Source organism: Paraburkholderia panacisoli, from assembly GCF_008369935.1.
In the GTDB taxonomy this organism is placed as follows: Bacteria; Pseudomonadota; Gammaproteobacteria; order Burkholderiales; family Burkholderiaceae; genus Paraburkholderia; species Paraburkholderia panacisoli.
Genome location: NZ_VTUZ01000011.1, coordinates 167,554 through 184,447 on the forward strand (window position 1 = coordinate 167,554; position 16,894 = coordinate 184,447).

The 16,894-nt window shown below is 65.3% G+C and carries 18 protein-coding genes; 14 read left to right on the forward strand and 4 right to left on the reverse strand.

Annotated features, from left to right (window positions below):
• Window position 1: 1 nt before the first annotated feature.
• The 11 genes from FVF58_RS18500 (at window position 2) to FVF58_RS18550 (ending at window position 10,632) form a co-directional block, all read left to right on the forward strand.
• The gene (locus FVF58_RS18500) at window positions 2-775 is read left to right on the forward strand and encodes an SDR family NAD(P)-dependent oxidoreductase (protein WP_149671423.1); all 774 of its coding nucleotides are present in this window, start codon (window positions 2-4) and stop codon (window positions 773-775) included.
• A complete protein-coding gene (locus FVF58_RS18505; RefSeq protein WP_149671316.1) occupies window positions 772-1,332 on the forward strand; it encodes a MarR family winged helix-turn-helix transcriptional regulator in 561 nt (186 codons plus the stop codon). Before FVF58_RS18500 ends, FVF58_RS18505 begins: the two co-directional genes overlap by 4 nt.
• A 39-nt stretch (window positions 1,333-1,371) precedes the next feature.
• Window positions 1,372-2,223, forward strand: coding sequence for an enoyl-CoA hydratase family protein (locus tag FVF58_RS18510; RefSeq protein WP_149671317.1), 852 nt, complete (start codon window positions 1,372-1,374; stop codon window positions 2,221-2,223).
• Between the two features lies 1 nt (window position 2,224).
• On the forward strand, window positions 2,225-3,427 hold the full coding sequence (locus FVF58_RS18515) for an acyl-CoA dehydrogenase family protein (RefSeq protein WP_149671318.1): 1,203 nt from the start codon (window positions 2,225-2,227) through the stop codon (window positions 3,425-3,427).
• Window positions 3,427-3,870 carry an acyl-CoA thioesterase gene (locus FVF58_RS18520; RefSeq protein WP_149671319.1) on the forward strand — a complete coding sequence of 148 codons (444 nt, stop codon included), beginning with the start codon at window positions 3,427-3,429 and terminating at the stop codon, window positions 3,868-3,870. The genes FVF58_RS18515 and FVF58_RS18520 overlap by 1 nt, the downstream gene beginning before the upstream one ends.
• On the forward strand, window positions 3,867-4,262 hold the full coding sequence (locus FVF58_RS18525; RefSeq protein ID WP_149671320.1) for a RidA family protein: 396 nt from the start codon (window positions 3,867-3,869) through the stop codon (window positions 4,260-4,262). Before FVF58_RS18520 ends, FVF58_RS18525 begins: the two co-directional genes overlap by 4 nt.
• Before the next feature lie 67 nt (window positions 4,263-4,329).
• On the forward strand, window positions 4,330-5,970 hold the full coding sequence (locus FVF58_RS18530; protein ID WP_149671321.1) for an AMP-binding protein: 1,641 nt from the start codon (window positions 4,330-4,332) through the stop codon (window positions 5,968-5,970).
• Window positions 5,971-5,997: 27 nt separating this feature from the next.
• Entirely contained in the window at window positions 5,998-7,221 is a 1,224-nt protein-coding gene (locus FVF58_RS18535; RefSeq protein WP_149671322.1) for a dienelactone hydrolase family protein, read from the forward strand.
• Window positions 7,222-7,321: 100 nt separating this feature from the next.
• Window positions 7,322-7,999 (forward strand): glutathione S-transferase, encoded by a 678-nt coding sequence (locus tag FVF58_RS18540; RefSeq protein ID WP_149671323.1) that lies wholly within the window; start codon window positions 7,322-7,324, stop codon window positions 7,997-7,999.
• A gap of 200 nt (window positions 8,000-8,199) precedes the next feature.
• On the forward strand, window positions 8,200-9,696 hold the full coding sequence (locus tag FVF58_RS18545) for a DHA2 family efflux MFS transporter permease subunit (RefSeq protein WP_149671324.1): 1,497 nt from the start codon (window positions 8,200-8,202) through the stop codon (window positions 9,694-9,696).
• 102 nt (window positions 9,697-9,798) lie between these two features.
• Window positions 9,799-10,632 (forward strand): AraC family transcriptional regulator, encoded by an 834-nt coding sequence (locus FVF58_RS18550; protein WP_149671325.1) that lies wholly within the window; start codon window positions 9,799-9,801, stop codon window positions 10,630-10,632.
• 49 nt (window positions 10,633-10,681) lie between these two features.
• Here the strand turns inward: FVF58_RS18550 and thrS are convergent, their stop codons facing one another.
• Window positions 10,682-11,902, reverse strand: a complete 1,221-nt coding sequence (gene thrS, locus FVF58_RS18555) for a threonine--tRNA ligase (RefSeq protein ID WP_149671326.1) — start codon at window positions 11,900-11,902, stop codon at window positions 10,682-10,684.
• A 413-nt stretch (window positions 11,903-12,315) separates the two neighbouring features.
• Here thrS and FVF58_RS18560 point away from each other — a divergent pair, with 413 nt between their 5' ends.
• Window positions 12,316-12,801, forward strand: a complete 486-nt coding sequence (locus FVF58_RS18560; protein WP_149671327.1) for a GNAT family N-acetyltransferase — start codon at window positions 12,316-12,318, stop codon at window positions 12,799-12,801.
• Between the two features lie 44 nt (window positions 12,802-12,845).
• Here FVF58_RS18560 and FVF58_RS18565 read toward each other — a convergent pair whose 3' ends face one another.
• Window positions 12,846-13,430 (reverse strand): flavin reductase family protein, encoded by a 585-nt coding sequence (locus FVF58_RS18565; RefSeq protein WP_149671328.1) that lies wholly within the window; start codon window positions 13,428-13,430, stop codon window positions 12,846-12,848.
• Window positions 13,431-13,500: 70 nt separating this feature from the next.
• On the opposite strand from FVF58_RS18565, the gene FVF58_RS18570 reads away from it, so the two are divergent.
• Entirely contained in the window at window positions 13,501-13,749 is a 249-nt protein-coding gene (locus FVF58_RS18570; protein WP_149671329.1) for a hypothetical protein, read from the forward strand.
• 63 nt (window positions 13,750-13,812) lie between these two features.
• Here FVF58_RS18570 and FVF58_RS18575 read toward each other — a convergent pair whose 3' ends face one another.
• Entirely contained in the window at window positions 13,813-14,145 is a 333-nt protein-coding gene (locus FVF58_RS18575) for a hypothetical protein (protein WP_149671424.1), read from the reverse strand.
• Window positions 14,146-14,359: 214 nt separating this feature from the next.
• Window positions 14,360-15,898 carry a MocR-like pyridoxine biosynthesis transcription factor PdxR gene (gene pdxR, locus FVF58_RS18580; protein ID WP_149671330.1) on the reverse strand — a complete coding sequence of 513 codons (1,539 nt, stop codon included), beginning with the start codon at window positions 15,896-15,898 and terminating at the stop codon, window positions 14,360-14,362.
• Between the two features lie 116 nt (window positions 15,899-16,014).
• Here pdxR and FVF58_RS18585 point away from each other — a divergent pair, with 116 nt between their 5' ends.
• The gene (locus tag FVF58_RS18585; RefSeq protein ID WP_149671331.1) at window positions 16,015-16,740 is read left to right on the forward strand and encodes a GNAT family N-acetyltransferase; all 726 of its coding nucleotides are present in this window, start codon (window positions 16,015-16,017) and stop codon (window positions 16,738-16,740) included.
• Window positions 16,741-16,894 lie beyond the last annotated feature (154 nt).

Below are 16,894 nucleotides of genomic sequence, written 5' to 3' on the forward strand. Positions count from 1 at the left end.
CCTGAATACTCCCCACTCCGCGCTTGCGGGACATCACGCCGTCGTGACCGGCGGCGGCAGCGGCATCGGCGCGGCGGTCGCGCAGGCGCTGCTGCGCGCCGGCGCACGCGTAACCCTGATGGGCCGCAACGTGCAACGGCTCGAAACGCAGCAGGAGAAATGCCGCGCATTGGGCGACGTGACGTACATCGGTGTGGACGTGACGCAGGAAGAGTCGGTTGCAAACGCGTTCAGCCTGGCGGGCGCCGTCGATATCCTCGTCAACAATGCGGGCCAGGCGCAGGCCGCACCGTTCACCCACACCGACATCGCGCTGTGGCAGCGCATGCTGGACGTAAACCTCACCGGCGTCTTTCTCGGCACGCGCGCGGTGCTGCCTGGCATGCTCGAACGCGGCCACGGCCGGATCGTCAATGTCGCCAGCACGGCGGGGCAAATCGGCTACGCGTATGTGGCCGCCTACTGCGCGGCGAAGCACGGCGTGATCGGCCTCACACGCTCGCTCGCGCTGGAAGTCGCGACCAAAGGCATCACGGTCAACGCCGTTTGTCCCGGCTACACGGAAACCGAACTGCTACACGCGTCGCTCGAACAGATCACCAGCAAAACCTCGCGCACTGAAGAGCAGGCGCGCGAAACCTTGCTGCGCTCGAATCCGCAACGTCGCTTCGTGAGTCCCGAGCAGGTCGCCAACAGCGTGCTGTGGCTGTGCCAGCCCGGCTCGGACGCCATCACGGGGCAATCCATTTCCATCTCCGGTGGAGAAGTGATGTGACCAAGTCAACCAACATCAAGAAGCCGGTGGCGGCCGGTGAAGCGAAGCCGCCGCGCAAAGGCGTGGCCAAACCTGCGGAGAACGTCGTGGACCTGGAAATGAGCACGGGCGCGGACAGTCACATGGGATTGCGTTTGTGGCTGCGCATGCTGACCACGACCAACCTCGTGCAAGCCGAATTGCGCAGACGTCTGCGCAACGAATTCGACACGACGTTGCCGCGCTTCGATCTGATGGCGCAGCTCGAACGCCACCCCGAAGGTCTGAAGATGACCGAGCTGTCGCGCCGTTTGATGGTGACGGGCGGCAACATCACCGGCATTACGGACCAGCTCGAAAAAGAAGGCCTGGTATCGCGCGATACCGATCCGAACGATCGCCGTTCGATCAGCGTGTGTCTCACGCCCGCCGGCCGCAAGGCATTCGACAAGATGGCGGTCGCGCACGAGCAATGGGTCGTCGAACTGTTCGGCGGCCTGAGCCTCGATGAAAAGTCGCGCACGCATCAGCGTCTGGGCAAGCTCAAGCAACATCTGCTGGACAGTCTGAAGGACTGAAGCACACGGAACGCAGCAACCATCTGCATGGGAGACAACATGACACGATCCAACGCCGACGCGCTGCTGGCCGGCAACCGTCTGACGCTCGCCGGATACGAGGCGCAACACTTCGGCTGGTCGGTGACGGCCAAGGTCGCGACGATCACGCTGAACCGTCCGGAGCGCAAGAACCCGCTCACCTTCGAATCGTATGCGGAGCTGCGCGACCTGTTCCGCCAACTGGCCTACGCGACCGACGTGAAAGCGGTGGTGATTCAAGGCGCAGGCGAGAACTTCTGTTCCGGCGGCGACGTGCACGACATCATCGCGCCGCTGATCGATCTGCCGATGCCGGAACTGCTGCTCTTCACGCGCATGACCGGCGATCTCGTCAAGGCGATGCGTCATTGCCCGCAACCCATCATCGCAGCCGTCGACGGCGTGTGCGCCGGCGCGGGCGCGATTCTCGCGATGGCGTCCGACATGCGGCTCGGCACCGCGCGCAGCAAGCTCGCGTTCCTGTTTTCGCGCGTCGGCCTGGCGGGCTGCGACATGGGCGCCTGCGCAATATTGCCGCGCATCATCGGCCAGGGGCGCGCCGCCGAACTGCTCTTCACCGGCCGCTCGGCGAGCGGCGACGAAGGCCATGCATGGGGCTTCTATAACCGCCTGTGCGAACCGGCCGCGCTGGTCGAAGAAGCGCAGAAGCTCGCCGCCGACCTCGTCGCCGGTCCGACGTTCGCGCACGGCATCACGAAGAAGATGCTGCACCAGGAATGGAGCATGAGCATCGACGAGGCGATCGAATCCGAAGCGCAGGCCCAGGCGATCTGCATGAGCACGCGCGATTTCGAGCGCGCATACAGCGCGTTTGCCGCGAAGTCGCGTCCGGTTTTCGAGGGAGATTGAATTGAGCGCCGATAACCAGATCGATTTGCATAGTGCGCTCGCGTGGCCGTTCTTCGAGCCGCGTCATCGCGAACTGGCCTCCGGCATCGAAGCATGGTGCCGCGCGAATCTCGCACACGAAGATCACGCGGACACCGATGCGACCTGCCGCCGTCTCGTGCGCGAACTGGGCGCCGCAGGCTGGCTGAAATACGGCGTGGGCGGCGTTGCCTACGGCGGCCACGGCGACACGATCGACACCCGCGCCGTGTGCCTGCTGCGCGAAACGCTCGCCAAACATTCGGGCCTCGCGGATTTCGCGCTCGCCATGCAGGGTCTCGGCTCGGGCGCGATCTCGCTCGGCGGCGCGCATGAGCAAAAGACGCGCTATCTGCCGCGCGTCGCGAACGGCACGGCGATCGCCGCGTTCGCACTGTCGGAACCGGAAGCGGGCTCGGACGTCGCGGCGATGGCGCTGTCGGCTCGTGAAGACGGCGACGCCTACGTGCTCGACGGCGACAAGACGTGGATCTCCAACGGCGGCATCGCCGACTTCTACGTGGTGTTCGCGAGAACCGGCGAAGCGCCGGGCGCGCGCGGCATCAGCGCATTCATTGTCGATGCCGATACGCCGGGGCTGGAAATCGCCGAACGCATCGACGTGATCGCGCCGCATCCGCTCGCGCGTCTGCATTTTGCGGGCGCTCGCGTGCCGCGCAGTCAGATGCTCGGCGCGCCCGGCGAAGGCTTCAAGCTCGCGATGCGCACGCTGGATATTTTCCGCACGTCGGTGGCCGCTGCGTCGCTGGGCTTCGCGCGTCATGCGATGGCCGAGGGTCTCGCGCGGGCATCGTCGCGCAAGATGTTCGGGCAGACACTCGGCGATTTCCAGCTCACGCAGGCCAAACTCGCACAGATGGCCTTGAGCATCGACAGCAGCGCGCTGCTCGTCTATCGCGCCGCGTGGCTGCGCGATCAAGGCGAAAGCGTCACGCGCGAAGCGGCAATGGCCAAGTGGCACGCGAGCGAAGGCGCGCAACAGGTGATCGACGCCGCCGTGCAGCTTTTTGGCGGCATGGGTGTGCAAAGCGGCACCGCCGTCGAAATGCTGTATCGCGAGATCCGTGCACTGCGCATTTACGAAGGCGCGACCGAAGTGCAGCAGTTGATCATCGGCCGCGATCTGTTGAAAGCGCATGCCGCCGCCGTCGGAGAACAACGCTGATGAACGCGACCTTCGAGCGGCCCGTGCGAATCCGCTTCTCGCACTGCGATCCGGCGGGCATCGTGTTCTTTCCGCAATATCTGGTGATGACCAACGCGCTGGTCGAGGACTGGTTCAACGAAGGCCTGCACGTCGACTACGCGCAGATGATCGCGCAGCGCCGGGTCGGCTTGCCGATCGTCAAACTCGACTGCGAGTTTTCGCGGCCGAGCCAGATGGGCGAGACGATCTTGCTGACGCTCGGCGTGAGCGCGATCGGCCGGCGTTCGATCAGCATCGACATCGTCGGCCATTGCGGCGGCGAAACCCGTTTTCGCGCAAAGCAGGTGCTCGTGACCACGTCACTCGAAAGCGGCACATCCATCGACATTCCCGCCGACATCGCGAGCGCGCTCGCGACGTTTGCCCCTCAACCCGAATCCATCGAGGCGCATCGCTCATGAAACAAGCTCTCCTTCCCGCCGGCTGGATCAAACCGCGCGGCTACGCGAACGGCGTCGCGGCCAGCGGCACGCAGGTGTTCATCGCCGGCCAGATCGGCTGGGACGAACAGGCGCAGTTCCGGACCACCGACTTCGCCGCACAAGCCATCCAGGCGCTCAAAAACGTCGTGGCCGTGCTGCACGAAGCGGGCGGCAAGCCCGAGCACCTGGTGCGGATGACGTGGTACGTCACCGACAAACGCGAGTATCTCGCGGCTTTGAAAGACATCGGCCGTGCGTTTCGCGAGTTGATCGGCGACTATGACATCGCGATGAGCGCCGTGCAGGTCGTCGCGCTGATCGAAGACGAAGCGAAAGTCGAGATCGAAGCGACCGCCGTGATTCCGCAGTAAGCATCGAACGAAAACAAGCCCACGCAAACCACCCACGCCAACCGAAGCAACGCCCGGGAGACCCGAGATGGAACCGTCAGCACACGTCGATACTTTCGCGCGCGACAATCTTCCGCCGCAAGACCAGTGGCCCGTTTTTCTGCTCGACAACCCGGACGTGGCCTATCCGGCGCGCCTGAACTGCGCGACCGAGCTACTCGAACGGACCATCGAAGCGGGTCATCGCGACCGTCCGGCGATCTGGTCCGAGGTGGACGGCGCGCCGCGCGCCACCACCTATGGCGAACTGCTTGGGCTCGTCAATCGCAGCGCTCACGTGCTGGTCGACGAGATGGGTCTGCGGCCCGGCAACCGGGTGCTGCTGCGCGGGCCGAACACTTTGCAGATGGCCGTCGCCGCGCTCGCGGCGCTGAAGGCGGGTTTGGTCGTGGTGCCGACCATGCCCTTGCTGCGCGCTAAGGAACTGAAGCAGATCATCGGCAAGGCGCAGATCAGCGCGGCGTTGTGCGACGCGCGCCTGACCGAAGAACTGGCGCGCTGCGCCGATCCTCGCGACGAGTTCTACTGCCCGTGCCTGAAGCAGACGCGCCGGTTCCACGACGACGCCGCCGATTCGCTCGACACCCTCGCGGTCAACAAGCCCGACCACTTCACCGCATGCGACACCGCCGCCGACGACGTCTGCCTGATCGCCTTCACGAGCGGCACGACCGGCGCGCCGAAAGGCTGCATGCACTTTCATCGCGACGTGCTGGCGATGTGCGATCTGTTCCCGCGCCATGTGCTCAGGCCATCGTCGAGCGATGTGTTTTGCGGCACGCCGCCGCTCGCGTTTACGTTCGGGCTCGGCGGCCTGCTGTGCTTTCCACTGCGGGTGGGCGCGTCCACGGTGCTGATCGAGAAGCTAACGCCCGAGACGCTGTTGCAAACCGTCGAACGTTTTCACGCGACCATCATGTTCACCGCGCCGACCTTTTACCGGCAAATGGCGCCGCTCGTCGCGCGTCATGACATGTCGAGCCTGAAGAAGACCGTGTCGGCCGGAGAAGCGCTGCCGGATTCCACGCGGCGTTTGTGGCGTGACGCGACCGGCATCGACATGATCGACGGCATCGGCGGCACCGAGCTGATCCACATTTTCATTTCGGCGCAGGGCGAGCAGATTCGTCCGCACGCGATCGGCCGCGCGGTGCCGGGCTACGTCGTGCAGGCCGTCGACGACGCGATGCAGCCTGTGCCGCCCGGCACGATCGGCAAACTCGCGGTGCGCGGGCCGACCGGCTGCCGCTATCTCGCCGACGAGCGGCAGGCGAGGTTCGTGCGCGACGGCTGGAATCTGCCGGGCGATTCGGTCTATCTCGACGAGGACGGCTACGTGTTCTACCAGGCGCGCGCCGACGACATGATCGTTTCGGCCGGGTACAACATTTCCGGTCCCGAAGTGGAGAGCGTGCTGCTGCAACACGAAGCGGTGTCCGAATGCGGGGTCATCGGCGTGGCGGACGAGACTCGCGGACAGATCGTCAAGGCGTTCGTCGTGCTCAACCCAGGTTATGAGCCGGACGACAAACTGGTCGCGCAACTGCAGGATTTCGTGAAAAATAGCGTGGCGCCGTATAAATACCCACGCGTCATCACGTTCGTCAATGCATTGCCGCGCACCGAAACCGGCAAGCTCAAACGCTTCGAGCTGCGCTCGATGACTTAACCCGCTTTCGACATGGAGACACACCGCATGGCAGCCTCTTTCATCGAAGTCGTCGCCCAGGATGGCGGCCGTTTCAACGCCTACGTCGCACGTCCGGCGCAGGGGTCGGGACCAGGCCTCGTGCTGTTGCAGGAGATCTTCGGCATCAACGACACGATGAAGGCGACCGCCGACCGCTACGCCGAGGAAGGCTATGTGGTGCTGGTGCCGGATCTGTTCTGGCGCGTCAAGCCGGGCATCGAACTCGGTTACGGCGACGCTGACATGCAGCAGGCGCTCGGCTATCTCGGTCAGTTCGACGTCGATCTCGCCATCGACGATATCGCCGCGACCCTCGCCGCGTTGCGCGCGATGCCCGAGCAGGCCGGCAAGGTCGGCACGGTGGGCTACTGCCTCGGCGGCAAGCTCGCGTTCCTGAGCGCAGCGCGCACCGACGTCGACTGCGCGGTCAGCTACTACGGCGTGGGGCTCGAAGCATATCTGGACGAATTGCCCGCCGTGCGCTGCCCGATGGTGTTCCACTTCCCCGAAAACGACGCGCATTGTCCGCCGGCCACGCGCGAGCGAATCAGCGCCGCGCTGGGAACGCGTGCGCAAGTCGAGCAGTACGTGTACCCCGGTTGCGATCACGCGTTCGCCGCGCCGGCGCGGCCGCAGTACGACAAGCCCGCCGCGATGATGGCGTACTCGCGCACGCTCGCGCTGCTGCGCAAGGTGCTCGGCCCGGTCTACGATCTGAACGCGCTGTGGGAAGCGCACTGCTACCACGAGTTCGCCACGCGCGATGTGGACGCGGTGATGCCGACCATGGTCGCCGAGCCCTACGTCAACCACGTGCCGACGATGACCGGCGGGGTCGGCCATGACCGGCTCAAGCGCTTCTACACGCACCACTTCGTCAACTCGAATCCGCCCGATACGAAGCTGATTCCGATTTCACGCACGATCGGTGCGGACCGTATCGTCGACGAATTCATTTTCAGTTGCACGCATAGTTGTGAAATCGACTGGCTGTTGCCGGGTGTCGCGCCGACCGGCAAGTATTTCGAAGTGCCGATGCTGGCGGTGGTGTGCTTCCGTGGCGACAAGCTTTACAACGAGCACATCTATTGGGATCAGGCTTCGGTGCTGGTTCAAGTAGGCTTGCTGAATCCCGAAGGGCTGCCGGTGGCCGGGATCGAAAGCGCGCGCAAGCTGCTCGACGAAGCGTTGCCGTCGAATGAGTTAATGGGCAGCAAGGCGCGCGTGTGAACCGCCGCATGAGTCAGAGGGACGCGAGGTGCGACTAGAGCCACATCTCGGCACAACGTCCCTATGATGTGACGCTCCACTCGCCAACGTCCATCGACCCATGCTGACCGTCCATCATCTGAACAACTCCCGCTCGCAACGCGTGTTGTGGCTGCTTGAAGAACTCGGCGTGCCGTACGAGATCAAGCGTTACGAGCGCGACCCGAAAACGATGCTCGCGCCGCCCGAGTTGCGCGCGGTGCATCCGCTCGGCAAGTCGCCCGTCATTACCGACGACGGCGTGACCATCGCGGAGTCGGGCGCGATCGTCGAGTATCTGGTCGGCAAGTACGGTCACGGGCGTTTTGCGCCGGCGCCCGACACGGCGGAACGCTTGCGCTACACGTACTGGCTGCACTACGCGGAAGGCTCGGCGATGCCGCCGCTGCTGCTCAAGCTGGTGGCGCTGCGCATCGCCGGCGCGCCGATGCCGTTCTTCGCCAAACCGATCGCGCGCAAGATCGCGGCGACGTTGCAATCGAGCTTCGTCGACCCGCAACTGAAATTGCACCTCGGCTATATCGACAAGGAATTGAGCGCGACCGGCTGGTTCGCCGGCAATGACTTCACCGCCGCCGACGTGCAGATGAGCTTCCCGCTCGAAGCCGCGACGGCGCGCGGCGGTATGGAAGGCCGGTTGCCCGCGATAGCCGGCTTCCTGAAGCGCATTCACGCGCGGCCCGCGTATCAGCGTGCGCTCGAACGCGGCGGCAAGTACGAGATTCTCCACGGCAACTGACGACGCCCGCCGCGCGGGATTGCGTAGTCGCGGCGGCTTTCGTAGCGGGGTTTCGTAGTGTGACGCGAAACTCGCGAATGCTAGACTCAAGAATCCCATTGCTCTCGACATATGGCCCGCGTTCCGCAAGCGGCGGCACTTACGTCCCGCCGCGGGTCGAGTCCCTTGAATCCGCGCGAGCGCGGCACAGGAGCGCCCGCATGACCCATTCCATTCACGGCAGGCAACGCTGGCTGGCGCTGATCGTCCTGTGCCTGGGCGTCTTGATGATCGTGCTCGACACTACCATCGTCAACGTCGCGCTGCCGTCCATCGCGGCGGATCTCGGTTTCACCGAAACCTCGCTGGTCTGGGTAGTCAACGCGTACATGCTGACCTTCGGCGGCTTTCTGCTGCTCGGCGGACGACTCGGCGATCTGTACGGTCACCGCAAGCTGTTTCTCGGCGGCATCACGCTGTTCACGCTGGCGTCGCTCGCTTGCGGGATGGCGAACTCGCAAATCCTGCTGGTCGGCGCGCGCGCCGTGCAGGGACTCGGCGGCGCGGTCGTCTCGGCGGTATCGCTGTCGCTGATCATGAATCTGTTCACCGAGTCCGGCGAGCGTGCGAAGGCAATGGGCGTTTATGGCTTCGTCTGCGCGGGCGGCGGCAGTATCGGCGTGCTGCTGGGCGGGCTGCTCACCAACCTGCTGAGCTGGCACTGGATCTTTCTCGTCAATCTGCCGATCGGTGTCGCCGTGTACGCAGCGTGTGTCGCGCTGCTGCCGGCCGCTCGCGGCCATGCTCACGGCGAGCGGCTCGACGTGGCCGGCGCGGTAACGGTCACCGCGTCGCTGATGCTGGCCGTCTACGCGGTGGTCAACGCCAATGAAGCGGGCTGGACCTCGGCTCAAACGCTCGGCTTGCTGTTCGCCGCGCTCGTGCTGCTGGCCGCGTTCCTGGTGATCGAAGCGCGGGTCCAGCATCCGTTGATGCCGCTCGGCCTGTTCCGCTTGCGCAATGTCGCGATCGCGAACGTGACCGCCGTGCTGTGGGCGGCGGCGATGTTCGCGTGGTTCTTCATCTCCGCGCTGTACCTGCAGCGCGTGCTCGGCTACCGGCCGTTGCAGGTCGGGCTCGCGTTCCTGCCGTCGAATCTGATCATGGCGTTTTTCTCGCTCGGCCTGTCGGCGCGCGTGGTGATGCGCTTCGGCCTGCGCCGTCCGCTGGCGGCGGGTCTGCTGATGGCGGCGTGCGCGCTCGCGTGGTTCGCACGCGCACCGGTCGGCGGCAGCTTCGTGCCCGACGTGCTGCCCGGCATGATCCTGCTCGGCGTCGGCGCGGGCATCGCGTTCAATCCGATGCTGCTCGCCGCGATGAGCGACGTCGATCCGGCCGATTCGGGCCTCGCGTCCGGGATTGTCAATACGTCGTTCATGATGGGCGGTGCGCTTGGGCTTGCGGTGCTTGCGAGTCTCGCGGCCGCGCGCAGCGACGCGCTGCAAGCAGCGGGGAGCGCGACGGCAGCGCTGAATAGCGGCTATCACGTGGCGTTTGCGTTGGGCGCGATTTTCGCTGCGGCGGCCGGCATTCTTGGCGGCTTGCTGTTGCGGCCGGGGCAGCCCGGGCAGCCGGGCGGCGCGGGCGCTCATGGCGTGCCGGTATCGTCGGAACCTGCGCGCGCCACCGGCGACGAAGCGACGACCGAAAACTACTGAGCCGCGCGTCGTCACGCGGAACCCGCTGCAAAACCGCAATCGCGATCAAACGCGGTGCCTCGCCGCTGGCTATGCTGACTTCATGCTGACACGAGAGCCGATATGAACCCGGTCGGAAAAGCGCTCTGGTTTATCGAAAGCCATTTTGCAGGCGATTTGACGCTCGACGACATCGCCCAATGCGGGTGCGTGTCGCGCTTTCATCTGGCGCGGGCTTTCGAAGCGGCCACCGGACTTTCGGTGATGCGCTACGTGCGCGCGCGCCGTCTGAGCGAAGCCGCGCGACGTCTCGCCGATGGCGCGCCCGACATTCTCGCGGTCGCCATCGACGCCGGTTACGGTTCTCATGAAGCATTCACCCGCGCGTTTCACGAGCAATTCGGACTCACGCCCGAAGCGCTGCGCGCGCGGGGCCAGCTGGATGACATCGCCATCGTGGAGCCGATCAAAATGGACGAAACCCTTCTCACGCATCTGGAGCCGCCGCGCTTCGAAGACGGCAAGCCGTTTCTCGTCGCGGGTCTGAGCGAGCGCTATACGTGCGACACCAGCATGGCGATTCCATCGCAATGGCAGCGCTTCGGCGCGTACTTCGGCAAGGTGCCGGGCCAAGTGGGCAGCGTCGCTTACGGCGTGTGCTACAACGCGGACGATGCGGGCAATTTCGATTATCTGTGCGGCGTCGAAGTCAGCGATTTTTCGGCGTTGCCGGCGGAGCTAAGCCGCATGCGGATCGCCGCGCAGAAGTATGCGGTGTTTAGTCATCGCGAGCATATTTCGGCGATTCGCCGCACGTTGAATACGATCTGGAATCAGTGGCTGCCGGCGTCGGGCCACGTGCCTGCGGATGCGCCGAATTTCGAGCGGTATGGCGAGCAGTTTGATCCGGTGAGTGGGATGGGCGGGGTGGAGATCTGGTTGCCGCTGAAGGCGTGAAGCCTGGAGACGGCGACGCGCCCGCCGCCGTCTCGAAGCGCCCCTCGCGTCACGCTCGCGCTGCCACCGGCGGCGGCAGCGCCGCCAGCCGCAAATGCTCGACACCCTCCGCGAAAGCCAGCGTCGACTGCCGTCCATCGCGCAGGCGAATGCTGATCGTCCGATCGCGCTCATCGCGTGAGCCCAACGCGACCAGGATCGGCACCTGCTTCTCGCGCGCATCGACGATCTTCTTCTCCAGCCGCTCGGGCCGGCTGTCGAGGCATGCCCTGATGCCCGCATCGTCGAGCGCCTGCATCAGCTCTTGCGCGTAGGCCACGTTCGCGTCGCTGATCGTCGCCACCACGACCTGTTCGGGCGCGAGCCACACCGGCAGCCAGCCTTCGTGATGTTCGAGCAGCATCGCGATGAAACGCTCCATGCTCCCCAGCACGGCGTGGTGAATCATCACGGGCCGCTCGCGCTCATTGCGCTCGTTGACGAATTCCGCGTCGAGCCGTTCGGGCAGCACGAAGTCGAGCTGGATCGTGCCGCATTGCCAGCGCCGCGCGCGGCTGTCCGTCAGATGAAACTCCAGTTTCGGCCCGTAAAACGCACCCTCGCCTTCGAGCAGGTTGAATGCGAGACCCGCCGCGCGCGCCGCATTAGCCAAAGCGTGTTCCGCGCGATCCCACGTTGCATCGCTGCCCGCTCGCGAAGCCGGCCGCGTCGCCAGCGCGACCTCGAACGCAGGAAAGCCGAGGTCCGCATAGACCGAACGCAACAGCGAGCAAAAGCGGCCGACTTCGGCTTCGATATGCGCGTGCGCGCAGAACACGTGCGCGTCGTCCTGCACGAAAGCGCGCGTGCGCTTCAGTCCTTCGAGCGACCCCGACGGTTCGTCGCGATGACAGGCGCCGAACTCGCTATAGCGAACCGGCAACTCGCGGTATGAACGCACGCGCTGATTGAACACCTGCACATGGCAAGGACAGCTCATCGGTTTCAGGCAGAGCGCGCGCCCTTCTTCGGCGTCAGAGAGGGAGTACATCGCCGCGCCGAACTTATCCCAGTGACCGCTCTTCTCCCACAGCGAGCGCGCCAGCAACTGCGGCGTGCGAATCTCGCGAAAACCCGCACGACGCATGCGGGCGCGCACATAATCTTCCAGCACGCAATATAACGCCCAGCCGCGCGGATGCCAGAACACCATGCCGGCGCCTTCCTCTTGTTGATGGAAGAGGTCGAGTTTGTTGCCTAGTACACGATGGTCGATGTCGTTCACAGTCATGCTCCGTTTGCTCGAATACCGTTGCAGATTCGCCGATGAATCGCCGGTGGATCGTTGATGGATGCCGAAAACGGAGAGCCAGAAACGCCAAAGGCCCCGTCCGTTTCCGGCGGGGCCTTTGGTGGTTTGCCACTGCGACTCTTGCTGCTAGCGCGCGCAACCTCCAGACGACCCGCCTGTGAAGGTGGTCGTGGTGGTGGTGACGGCAGCGAAGGGAATCGAGTGGAAGTCCATGGATCGACAGTAAGCGATTTTGTCAGCGCGCGTCAACCGCTATCGGGGCGAATGCTGCGCACGAGCCGCCCGCATAGCTGGCCATAAACATGCAATAAACGCTACGATGTACGTCCGATCCGAGCCGACGCGTCCTCGCCCGGCGTCGATCAACCATCCAACTCATCGAGCACGTTGCCTTGACTATTCACATCCGCCCCGCCACCGCCGCCGACGCAGCGTTGATTCTTCGCTTCATCACCGAACTCGCGGTGTACGAAAAAGCCGAGCATGAAGTCGTCGCCGGCGTCAAAGACATCGAAGCCAGCCTGTTTTGCGCCGGCGCTCCGGCCAGGTCGCTCATTTGCGAAATGAACGGCGAGCCGGTAGGCTTCTGCGTCTACTTCTTTTCGTACTCCACGTGGCTCGGCAAACAGGGGCTTTACCTGGAAGACCTCTACGTGTCGCCGGCATCGCGCGGCAGCGGCGCAGGCAAACAGATGCTGCGCCACCTCGCGCAAATCGCGTGCGATACCGGTTGCGGCCGCTTCGAATGGAGCGTGCTCGACTGGAACGAACCGGCGATCGGCTTCTATAAGTCGATCGGCGCGAGCGCGCAAAGCGAATGGGTGCGTTACCGGTTGGCGGGCGATGCGCTGAAGGCGTTTGCCGAAGGCGCCAACTGACGCAGGACACAGTGGCGCGAACACGTCGCGCCGCCTGCCGATCATCAATCCGCTGACCCGGCGCTCACCGGCGCGACCTCGAACGCATCGCCGGTGGCGAAGAAGGTCCCGCCGGCCACGTAATGGCAGGTGCGCAGATCGGGGTCGTCGCCGAAGTGCCAGCGGTTGTTCGAATACACGCGGCTGTCCGCATACGCGGCGACCACTTCGCCGATGATCAGATCGTGACGCTGGCTCTCGTCCGCAATCACCTTGCACTCCATCCACGTGATGCAGCCGGCCAGCATCGGCACGTCGATGATTTGCGCGGGGAACGTGTCGAGATCGAACGCGGAGAACTTGTCGAGTTCGGCGCCCGCGTGGCTGCCCACCGCCAGCGTTTGCGCGGCGAACCCGCGGCTCGGCAGTTGCAGGCCGAATACGCCGCTCGCTTCGATCAGTTGCCGCGTGAGCGTGCGGCTGTCCACCACGACCACCACCTTCGGCGGGTTGAAGTCGAGCGGCATCGCCCACGACGCCGCCATCACGTTCGTGCGGCCGCCGTGCGCGCTGGTGATGATCGTGACCGGTCCATGATTGAGCAACTGCGTGGCCCGCGACAACGCCACGGGTTTTCGGGTGACTTTCATAGGTGCTTGCTTGCGTCGGAAGGGATGAGGGATTGTAGCCGCGTCACGACATGACGGCGCGGGTGCGGCCATGCGGCTCAGCGGCGCATGGGATCTTTTCAAGTCAGGCGATTCGGCGGCCTATCTCGCGACGGTCGCCGCCGCGGTGGACTGCGCCTACGCAAATGGCGCGGATATCGTCGCGCTCGCGCAGGCCTCGATGGCAGGCGCGGCGGAGCGCGTCACGCGCGGCGCGACGCCGCTGACCAGCCCGCAAAACGGCCTGGTCGCCGCGATCGACGCAGCGACGCGCGCCGCCGAAGCGCAAGAGCAGAAGTAGAGGACGAGGGAGAGCAAACGCGCTTCAGGACGGCAGCCCGCAAGCCGCCGTCCCGCGCATCTGTCAATGTGGCGCTTTGCCGTTGGACACCGCGTCGAGCGGTTTGTGCTGTTCTTCGCCGAGACCCGGGAAGAATGCGTTCCAGGCGGCTCGTACGCCTTGGGCCGCGGTGGCTTCGGCGCCGATGGATTCGGCCTCGCCCTCGGCAGCTTTCGATGGATCGGCGGACAAGCCGCGCCAGTGCGTAAACACCAGCAACGGTTTCTCGGTCCAGATGCCGTCACCAAATTTCGCAAACGCCGTGTCCCCGCTCGTCAACTGCACCTCGTACCAGCCTTCACGGACGGGCGTGTGCGCGGCAAGCTCAAACCACGGGGTCGGTTCGATTTCCTTCATGTCGTCTCCGGTCGGATAAAGCGTGATAGAAAACACAACCAAGGCATTCTTCATACCCGGGCCTGACAGCGGCAGGCACCGCCCGCCACGCGATGTTGCAGTGCGGTGCGCCGGGTATGACTTGCGGGCAATTCGTCGACTTCGAACATCTCGACCTTGCCGCGCATAAACGACACGATAGCGCGACATGGGCCGCGCGGACAAACGTAAAAACTTACTCGCGCAGCGCGGCGCCCGGCACGGCCGCCGAAGCCGCTTTCGACCCGCGCGCCGGCTTGCCTTCCAGTCCGCGCGCCAGCTCGGCCAACGTGTCGATGGCGGGCGCGAGGCGCTCGGCGGGCGTGTTGCCGTAGCCGATCACCAGCCCGTTGGTTGCCGCGCGCGGCTGCAACGCGAAGCCGGACAGTGCGCGGGGATTGAGCCTCGCGGCACGCGCGCGTTCAGCGAGGGTTCGATCAGCAAGGCGCGGCGGCAAACGCAGCGTCAGATGCATGCCGCAATCGCCGCCGAGAATTTGCGCCGACGCGAAATGCGCGGTGAGCGCATCGCGCAGCGCCTGCTGGCGCTCGCGGTACAACCGCCGCATGCGCCCGAGATGTCGCCCGAACTCGCCGCTTTCGATGAAATGCGCGAGCGCCAGCTGCTCCAGCCGATGCCCGCCGCGCAGCATCTCCTGCAACGCGACGGCGGCGTGCGCTCCGATCGCGCGCGGCAGCACGACGAAGCCGATGCGCAGCGCCGGAAACATCGTCTTGCTGAACGAGCCGACATACAGCACCGGCGCATCGTCGACGAGGCCTTGCATGCTGGCGATCGGCTCGCCGGTGTGGCGGAATTCGCCGTCGTAGTCGTCCTCGATCAGCCACGCGCCGCAGCGCCGTGCCTGCGCGATCAACTCCAGACGGCGCGCCACCGACAGCACCGCGCCCGTCGGGTACTGATGCGCGGGCGACGTGTAGAGCAGCCTCGGTGGATGGGCGCGCCATGCGCCGGACGGCGCGGCCATGCCTTCGGCGTCGACGGGGATCGGCAGCGTGGTCAGATCGCCAAGGTTGAAAGCGGCCTTCGCGCCGCGATAACCCGGGTCCTCGACCCATGCGACATCGCCCGGATTCGTGAAGAGGCGCACGCACAGATTCAACGCCTCCTGCGCGCCCTCGGTGATCACCACCTGCGAGCCCTCGCAGCGCACGCCGCGCGCCATCCGCAGATGCGCGGCGATCGCATCGCGCAACGCCGGCTCGCCCGCCGGCGTGCCGTAGCCGAGCGCGAGCGGCAACGCCTGGTCCATCGAACGTTCGAGCGCGCGCCGCCAGGCGCCGAGCGGGAAGCGATCCAGCGCGGGCGTGCCGGGGGTCAGCGCGAAGGTGTTGTCGGCATGCGTGCGGGTCGCGGCGAACTGCCCGACGCGCGCTGCGTAGACGACCTCGCGCAGCGCGGGCTGAACCGGCGGCTCACCACGCGCGGCCGGGCTGGACAGCGGACTCACGCGCGTGCCCTTTTTATCGGCGACCACGTAGCCGACGGCGGCCAGGTGCTCATAAGCGATCACTACCGTGTTGCGCGACACGCCCATCTCCGCCGCCAGCGAACGCGACGACGGCAAGAGCGACCCGGCGGGCAGACGCCCGGCGAGGATCGCTTGCTGCAAACGCTCGATCAGCTGCTTTTGCAGCGGCGCGGGCTTCGCGCCGCCAGAGGCGACGGGCGCCACTGCGGGCGCATGGACGAGCGGACCGATGATCTCGATCATGGCGGCTGGACCTATCGAATGGGCTAATCGTGGATCTTTTGAACATACCACGATTGCCGTATCGTTCCACACATCGACGATCATTCACGAACTTCACGAACGACAGGAGAGCAGCCATGGAACCCAGACGCAATGCGTTCGACCAACCGATCGGCGCGCCCGTGCCGGGCTGGAACGGTGCCCGGCCGCCCGGCCGCGAACCGCTGACGGGCCGCTATTGCCGGATCGAACCGGTCGACGTCGAGCGTCATGCCGGCGATCTGTACGACGCGTACAGATCGGCGTCCGATGGCCGCGACTGGACCTATCTGGCGGTCGGTCCGTTCGACAGCCTCGCGTCCTACCGCGAGCATCTGACGCGCGCCGCCGCGTCCGCCGACCCGCTGCACTATGCGGCGATCGATCTGGCGAGCGGCAAGGCGGTCGGCACGCTGGCGCTGATGCGCATCGACCCTGCGAACGGCGTGATCGAAGTCGGCCACGTCACGTATTCGCCGCGCCTGAAGCGCACGCGCATCGCCACTGAAGCGATGTTCCTGCTGATGAACGAGGTGTTCGACAAGCTGGGCTATCGGCGCTTCGAATGGAAGTGCGATTCGTTGAACGAGCCGTCGCGCGTGGCTGCATTGCGCTATGGCTTCACGTTCGAAGGGATCTTCCGTCAGGCGATCGTGTATCGCGAACGCAATCGCGATACCGCGTGGTTTTCGATCATCGACAGTGAATGGCCTACGCTGCGTTCGAGCTATACGCGTTGGCTCGACGCCGGCAATTTCGATGCGCAAGGTCGGCAGATTGAGCGACTGGTCGATTTGGTTGCGCGGCAGAGGGCGGCGGCGTGAAGTGAGCGCGCGGTGGTGATGCCGGCGTGGCGAGGTGCGCACATTGCATTCGCCGCGCACCGCAACCCGTGGCATGCGCCGCGACTTCGCCCTACACTGCCCGGATATGTTTGCGCGAGTCAGCGCGGCCACGTCGGCGCAGTCAACGCGTCGG